The 7,412-nt window shown below is 33.6% G+C and carries 8 protein-coding genes; all 8 read left to right on the forward strand.

Annotated features, from left to right (window positions below; translation table 11 throughout):
- Positions 1–43: 43 nt before the first annotated feature.
- The 8 genes from NH288_RS10895 to trmB are packed head-to-tail and all read left to right on the forward strand — an operon-like array spanning position 44 to position 7,384.
- Positions 44–754 carry an alpha/beta fold hydrolase gene (locus NH288_RS10895; RefSeq protein WP_265215312.1) on the forward strand — a complete coding sequence of 237 codons (711 nt, stop codon included), beginning with the start codon at positions 44–46 and terminating at the stop codon, positions 752–754.
- Positions 755–2,536, forward strand: coding sequence for a phosphatidylglycerol lysyltransferase domain-containing protein (locus NH288_RS10900; RefSeq protein ID WP_265215313.1), 1,782 nt, complete (start codon positions 755–757; stop codon positions 2,534–2,536). It abuts the gene before it with no gap.
- Positions 2,537–2,821: a DUF503 domain-containing protein gene (locus NH288_RS10905; protein WP_265215314.1), complete on the forward strand. Its 285-nt coding sequence runs from the start codon at positions 2,537–2,539 to the stop codon at positions 2,819–2,821. It abuts the gene before it with no gap.
- Between the two features lie 38 nt (positions 2,822–2,859).
- On the forward strand, positions 2,860–4,032 hold the full coding sequence (locus NH288_RS10910; protein WP_265215315.1) for a M20 metallopeptidase family protein: 1,173 nt from the start codon (positions 2,860–2,862) through the stop codon (positions 4,030–4,032).
- Complete coding sequence (locus NH288_RS10915) at positions 4,029–4,379, forward strand: arsenate reductase family protein (RefSeq protein ID WP_265215316.1); 351 nt, start codon at positions 4,029–4,031, stop codon at positions 4,377–4,379. Before NH288_RS10910 ends, NH288_RS10915 begins: the two co-directional genes overlap by 4 nt.
- A 56-nt stretch (positions 4,380–4,435) precedes the next feature.
- A complete protein-coding gene (brnQ, locus tag NH288_RS10920; protein WP_265215317.1) occupies positions 4,436–5,779 on the forward strand; it encodes a branched-chain amino acid transport system II carrier protein in 1,344 nt (447 codons plus the stop codon).
- A 50-nt stretch (positions 5,780–5,829) separates the two neighbouring features.
- Positions 5,830–6,711, forward strand: a complete 882-nt coding sequence (locus NH288_RS10925) for a DegV family protein (RefSeq protein ID WP_265215318.1) — start codon at positions 5,830–5,832, stop codon at positions 6,709–6,711.
- Positions 6,712–6,757: 46 nt separating this feature from the next.
- On the forward strand, positions 6,758–7,384 hold the full coding sequence (gene trmB / locus NH288_RS10930; RefSeq protein ID WP_265215320.1) for a tRNA (guanosine(46)-N7)-methyltransferase TrmB: 627 nt from the start codon (positions 6,758–6,760) through the stop codon (positions 7,382–7,384).
- The last annotated feature ends 28 nt before the right edge of the window (positions 7,385–7,412 follow it).

The raw sequence follows: 7,412 nt of genomic DNA on the forward strand, positions 1-7,412 counted from the left end.
GACTTATTAATAGAAAGTGATATAATTAATTAAAGGAGCTTTTATGAAAAGTAGTGAAGATGATTATATAAAATTAAGGGACGGAACCCACATTTTTTATAAGGAATATGGCCAGGGTGAAAATCTTTTTCTCCTTCATGGTAATGACGGGGATATGACTTATTTTGAATATCAGATAGGATTTCTATCTAAGTATTTTCATCTTATTTTGATAGATTTTAGGGACCATGGGTTTTCTGACAATAATAAGGATAAGCTCAGTTTTGAAATTATGGCAAATGACCTAAAGGAAGTCTACCAGGCTTTGGGTCTTAAGAAGGCCCACGTCTTAGGTTTTTCTGATGGGGCAAATCTTGCCCTTGTATTTCATAAGTTGCATGGAGAAATGATTAATAAACTCATTCTTAATGCTCCAAATGCAAGATTTGATTGGATTACACCTTTTGCAAAGGTCCTTATGATTTTAGAAAATATAGTCTGGACTATTTTGCCATTTTTTAAAAAGAATAAAAGGGTAGCAAGGCTTTTGCTTGGTGATCTAAAGCTTGAAAAGTCGGACCTTAGAGATATTGACAATCCAACTATGATTATTGTTGGGTCCAATGATTTGATAAGGCTATCTCACATAAGAGGTATTGCCCAAAACATTAGAGACTGCAAGCTTTATATTATAAAAAAACAGGGTCATAAGTTAGCAAGGAAGGCCCCTGAGATTTTTAACAGGCTTGTTTTAGATTTTTTGAAAGGAGATTAGATGAAATTATTTAAAAAATATAGGGAAAAATTTATACATTTTATATTTTTGTTTCTTGTCTTGATGGCTATATATTATTTAGCTAAGACTGCTACAGGTTTTAAAACGAGCCTCATTCTTGGTATATTTTTGCTAGTTGGTATTATTTATGTCTTTATAAGATTTAAGGATATTTTGATTTCACTGAGAAATAATTATGGAGAACTTGCCCTAAAGCTAGCTAGAGAATACATACTAAGGATCAATTCGATTTTTATTGGATTTTATGGTCTTGGCTTTCTTTTAAGTGTGAATGTGAGTGATAATTTAAATTATTTTCCCTTTAATGAATTTTCTTTTATGACAATTGTCCTTGTTAGGGCTCTGCTTGAATTTGTATTAGGCTTTGTCTTTTTAATCCTAGCAAGACTATCCTTTGATAGGCAAAAGAAATTTTTAAATATACTTTATCCACTTTTGGCTTTCACTGGATTTTATCTAATTCTAATAGGGGATACAGTCTTTACCTTGGTTCCTCTTTTCTTGATAGGCTTTATTTCTTATCTAACAAGAGAGGCTCTAATAAAGGATGCTTTTGTATTTAGTGTAGAAGAGATAATCATAGATTCGATTTTTGCAGGCTTTTGGGCTTTTATCTACCTTAAAAATATAGCTTCAGATCAGCTTCTAGAAAATTATCCTTTCCTAAATAAAATTTTAATTTTTTCAATTTTGATAGGTGCTGTTTTATTATGTCTAAAACTTATTCTTCTCTATATGAAAAAGGATGTTTTAATAAGTGATGAGCCAGATATAGGAGAATTTAGGGACTTTGTTCAAAAAAATACTCCAACAGGATCAACTACAGCTGGTCTTGGCTTTTTGAATGATAAGTATATATATTATTACACTAATGAAAATGACGAAAAGCTCATGGCATTTTTATATCAAATAGTAAATAACAAGATTATTGTCATGGGTGAGCCCTTTGGTGATAGGGCATACTTGGATGAGGCTCTGTTAGATTTTATAGAAAGATCCTATATCAAATCACTAAATCCAGTCTTTTATGAAGTGGGTGAGAAATTTACCCTTAATTTGCACGATTATGGGTTTGATTTTATGAAATTTGGTGAAAATGCCCTTATTGACCTCCGTGAATTTTCTTTAGCAGGGAGGAAAAAATCCTCTCTTAGAAATATCCTAAATAGGTTTGAAAAAGATGGTTATAAATTTGAAATCTTAGACCCTCCTTATGATGATAAGCTTCTTGACAGGCTTGATATTATTTCAGATAAGTGGCTTAAGGGAAGAGAAGAGAAGGGATTTTCCCTAGGATTTTTTGATAGGGATTATTTAAATGAGTCAAGGCTTGGTCTTGTTTATGATAAGGATGGTGATGTTACTGCCTTTACTAATATTATGCCAAACTATGACCCGGATGTAATGACCATAGATCTTATGAGGTATGACACAGATATGAATGTCAATTCTATGATGGATTATCTATTTTTAAATCTTTTCTTAAAGGCCCAAGAAGAGGGAATGAAATATTTTAACCTAGGTATGGCACCTCTAGCCAATGTTGGCAAGTACAAGTCAGCCTATTTGAGCGAGAGGGTTGCAGCCTTTATTTATGGCCACGCCGATAGCATCTATCCATTTAAAGGGCTTAGAAATTATAAATCAAAGTATGCGAGCTTATGGGAGCCAAGGTACACCTGCTTTGGCAAGGGTAATCTGATTCTATCATCACTACTTGCAGTCTTCCTGGCTGATAAGAAGCACAATAAGGATATATAGATGTATGTATACCTGCTTGAAATAAAATTTGTAATCTTTGACGCCTTTTCTCTTAAGGATAAGAGAAGGACTGTGAGGTCAATTTTAGATTATGCTAGAAAGAATTTAAATATTTCTGCAGCAGAAATTTCTGACCTAGATATCCTTAATAAAGCCCACTTGGGCTTTGTGACCATTAGTAATTCCAATAAGGTCGCTAGAAAAATTATTGATGATTTGATAAATAGGATCGAATCTACTTATCCAATAGAAATTTTAGAGAAAAATATGGAAAGATTAGCCTAGTTTTTGGGTATATTTTAAGTGAAAGAAGGGAAGTAAATATGAATTTTTATAAAAAATCACAAGAGATAAAAGACTATTTAATAGAAATAAGAAGAAATCTTCACGAAAATCCTGAAATTGGCTTTGAGATGACTAATACTGTCAAACTTGTCACAGATGAACTTGATAAGATGGGCATTAAATATTCAAAACCAATAGAATCTGGAGTCCTTGCAACAATTGGCAAGGGAGATAGGTGTATACTATTAAGGGCTGATATGGATGCCCTACCTATAAAAGAAGAAGCTGATGTAGTTTGCAAGAGCACAAATGAAAATGGTCACTTGTGCGGTCATGATTTCCATACAGCTATGCTCTTAGGAACAGCTAAGCTTCTTAAGGAAAATGAAGACAAGATAAATGGAGTAGTTAAACTAATGTTCCAACCAGCAGAAGAGCTTCTATCTGGCAGTCAGAAGATGATAGATGCAGGCATACTTGAAAATCCTAAAGTAGAAAAGGCTATGATGGTTCATATGGATACAACTCTTGCACCTGGACTTTATATCAAAAAAGGTGAGATGGCTACATCTAATAACAACTTTAGAATAGAGGTAGAAGGCTACGGAGCCCATGGAGCTATGCCTGAAAAAGGGGTAGACGCAGCCTTTATTGCAGCACAAATTGTAAATGCTCTTCAAGTTTTGGTATCTAGAGAAATATCCTTTAGGGAGGGCGCTGTCCTTACTACAGGCCACATTAGTGCGGGCAATGCCCCAAATATTATCCCAGATAAGGCTATTATTGAAGGTACTACAAGAACCTATTCACAAAAAAGTAAGGAACATATCAAGACTAGGATTCCTGAAATTGCTGATCATATTGCAAAAGCCTTTAGAGGTAAGGCAAGCTTTGAAATACTATCAGATGTACCTGCTATTATGAATGATGATCAAATGGTAGATGATATAGTAGAAGTATTAAAGGAAATAAAAAAGGAAAATCCAGATTTTAATTATTCTGATAAAGCTGAAGCAGTTACAGCTTCAGATGATTTTGCAAATGTAGCAAAAAATGTGCCAGCTGTTATGATGATGGTAGGTTGTAAGGTAGATGATCAAACAGTTTATCCACTTCATAACGCCAAGGCCAAATTTAATGAAGATGCAATAATCTATGGGCCAACCCTTATGGCAAGTGTTGTTATGAAATATTTGGGAGGAAATAAATGAAAATAATTTGTTATAATAGGTGTTCTACATGCAAGGGCATACTAAAGATGCTTGATGAGAAAAATGTAGAATATGATTTAAGAGATATTAAAGAAGATAATCCGACTAGGGATGAACTTAAAAAGTGGCATGAGGCTACAGACTATGATATAAAGAGATTTTTCAATACTTCAGGCCAAATCTATAGGCAGATGAATCTAAAGGATAAGCTTAAAGAGATGAGTCTTGATGAGAAATATGATCTTTTGGCAACTGATGGCATGCTTGTCAAAAGACCAATTCTTTTTAAGGATGATGGAGACATTTTAGTTGGTGCTGATGTTAAAAAATATGTAGAAAGCCTATAAGTTGATTGATTATTTTGTGAATTGATGTATCATATTAACAAAATAAAGGAATTAATATGAGAAAGAAATTAAAATTATCAGAAAATTTATTGATTGGTTCCTTACTTTTTGGCTTATTTTTTGGGGCGGGAAACTTGATTTTCCCCCTAGAAATAGGTCAGAGGTCGGGAGCTAATTTATTTCCAGTAACAATTGGATTTTTGGCATCAGCTGTAAGCTTGCCAATATTAGCAGTAGTAGCAACAGCTGCAAGTGATAGTGAGAGCTTGTTTGACCTATCAAAGGGAGCGGGCAAGAAGTTTGCTTATTTTTTTACCACACTCTTATACCTAGCCATAGGTCCTGGCTTTGCTATACCAAGAACAGCAACCACCTCCTATGAGGTAATATTTGAAGGTTTTAAGAGTTTTTATAATCCTGTCGGTCTTTTTATATTTTCTGTGGTATTTTTCTTGGCAGTCTTGTTCTTTTCAATTAAAAAGGCAAGCCTAATCGATACCATAGGTAAGTATATGACTCCAATATTTTTAATATTATTGTCTCTTTTATTGGTCCTTTCAATATTTAAACCAATGGGTCCTATTGGGGCTAAAGGAGCTGCTCCAAAGTACTTAGTATCACCTTTTGCTGTAGGTTTTGTAGATGGTTATAATACCTTAGATGCACCAGCAGGCCTTGCTTTTGCTATTATAATCATATCAAACATCAAAAGCTTGGGAGTAAGTGACAAGAAATCTATGGCCTTTGAAACCTTTAAATCTGGCATAGTTTGTCTAATAGCTATGTCTATAATATACTCAGGCCTTGCCTTTATGGGGGCAGGAAGTGCAAATATTATGGATGATTTTGAAAATGGAGCTGTAATTTTAGCAAAAATTTCCAGCCATTATCTTGGAGGGCTTGGTCACTTGATTTTGTCAGTTATAGTATTTATAGCTTGCCTAAAGACAGCTATTGGTCTTGTATCAGCCTGTTCTGAGATGTTCGAAGATATGTTTAAGATAAATATTTCTTATAAACAGTATTGTTATATCTTTACTGGCTTATCATTTTTGGTAGCAAATCTTGGCTTAAAACAGATAATATCCTTATCTGTACCAGTCTTGATGTTTATCTATCCTATATCAATTGTCCTAATTAGCTTATCAATCTTATCAATTTATATGGGTAAGAGAAAGAGAGTTTACCAAATTACTTTAGGTGTAACAAGCTTATTTGCCCTACTTGACTTTATAAAAGCTTTACCTGATCCTATAAAAAATATAGGATTATTAGATTCTATTTTAACTTTTGGAGAAAATACTCTTCCAGGATTTAAAATAGGTTTTGCTTGGATAATACCAGCTCTTCTTGCTTTTGTAATATCATATTTAATTGATAGAAAATATATAAGAAATTGAATTTAAATTATTTGAAAGTATGATATTATTTATATTATGAGAGGAATTATATGAGTGATTTTATACTGAGTGCGACATCTACTGTTGACATAAATAAAGAAATATTAGATAGGGAAGATATCAGATGGATCGCCTTTAATTATGAAATAGATGGTGAAAATTATAAGGAAGACTTTGGCGAAAGTATTTCCTTTAATGACTTCTATGAAGCAATGAAGGATGGTGCAATGACAAAAACCAGTCAGATAACCTACTCATCTTACATAGAATATTTTGGAAATCTTTTAAAAGAAGATAAGGACATACTTCATTTGACCCTGTCTTCTGGTATTACCGGCGAATATAACCAGGCCCTAATGGCTGTTGATATGCTAAAGGAGAAGTATCCTGAGAGGAAAATCTATGTAGTAGATTCTCTCACTGCCACAGCTTGTCAAGGACTTCTGGTCTTATATTTAAATGACCTTAGAAAATCAGGTTTGTCAATTGAAGAAGTCTATGAGCTTGCCAAAGAAAAAAGAGAATATGTGCACGGCTGGTTTTTTACAAGTGATTTAACCTACCTTGTTAAGGGTGGTAGACTTTCAAAGGCAGCGGGTTCTTTTGGAAATTTATTAAATATTTGTCCACTTATAGAAGTAAACCTTGAAGGAAAGCTACTAGTAAGGGATAAGATAAGAACTAAGAAAAAGGCCACTAAGGCACTTATAGGGCAAATCAAAAACCATATTGCTAAGGATTCATCCTTACCTAAGGAAATCTTCATAGTTCATACTCATTTACATGAGGATGCGGAAGAGTTAAGAGAGACCTTAAGTGAAAAATTTGAAGGCTATGATATAAAAATATACGAAATTGGAACAACAATAGGATCTCACCTAGGACCTGGCACCTTGGGTGCAAGTTTTTGGGGAGATAGGAAAGAAATATAAATTCTAGCGGGCAAGTCTTTGCTAGAATTTTTTATTGAGGAGATATATGAGATTAAGACATAAAGCAAATGCTATACCAAGAATGCAGGAAAGTAAATACATAATATTTGACCCAGAAAACCATAAGGGTAAGTGGAAAGAACTTTTTAGAGATGACAAGCCAATAGCTCTCGAGATAGGAGCAGGCAGGGGTGATTTTATTGTTGGCAAGGCAAGTGCTAACCCTGACTATAATTACCTAGCCCTTGAGATGAATACAAATGCATTTGTAGTTGCCTGTAGAAAGATAGAAAATGAAGAGCTTACCAATGTTTATGGAATAGTGGGCAAAGCGGAAAATTTACTAGATATGTTTGAAGAAGGTGAACTAGCAAAGATTTATCTAAACTTTTCAACACCTTGGCCAAAAACACGTCACCATAAGAGGAGACTCTCTCATGCCAATTTCTTAAAATTATATGAGAAAATCTGCAAGGAAAATGGTGAAATTGAACTTAAAACTGATAATGAAGCCTTTTTTGATGATTCAATATCCTATATGGAGGAATTTGGAATGGAAGTGATTGAAACAGATAGGGATTTAGCTGAAAATAAATCCATAGTCAGCGAATACGAGAGGAAGTTTAGAAATAAAAACATGCCTATTTATTATCTTAAGGCTAGCTTTAAATAATTTGATTTTTTTAAACTTAAGGTATAAT

Source organism: Anaerococcus sp. NML200537 (assembly GCF_026131715.1).
GTDB classification, from domain to species: Bacteria; Bacillota; Clostridia; order Tissierellales; family Peptoniphilaceae; genus Anaerococcus; species Anaerococcus kampingae.

Bases quoted from the DNA above. Each gene is read 5' to 3' on its own strand.
- NH288_RS10910 (WP_265215315.1), top strand. From the start codon at position 2,860: ATGAATTTTTATAAAAAATCACAAGAGATAAAAGACTATTTAATAGAA.
- NH288_RS10915 (WP_265215316.1), top strand. From the start codon at position 4,029: ATGAAAATAATTTGTTATAATAGGTGTTCTACATGCAAGGGCATACTA.
- NH288_RS10895 (WP_265215312.1), top strand. From the start codon at position 44: ATGAAAAGTAGTGAAGATGATTATATAAAATTAAGGGACGGAACCCAC.
- NH288_RS10925 (WP_265215318.1), top strand. From the start codon at position 5,830: ATGAGTGATTTTATACTGAGTGCGACATCTACTGTTGACATAAATAAA.
- brnQ (WP_265215317.1), top strand. From the start codon at position 4,436: ATGAGAAAGAAATTAAAATTATCAGAAAATTTATTGATTGGTTCCTTA.
- NH288_RS10905 (WP_265215314.1), top strand. From the start codon at position 2,537: ATGTATGTATACCTGCTTGAAATAAAATTTGTAATCTTTGACGCCTTT.
- NH288_RS10900 (WP_265215313.1), top strand. From the start codon at position 755: ATGAAATTATTTAAAAAATATAGGGAAAAATTTATACATTTTATATTT.
- trmB (WP_265215320.1), top strand. From the start codon at position 6,758: ATGAGATTAAGACATAAAGCAAATGCTATACCAAGAATGCAGGAAAGT.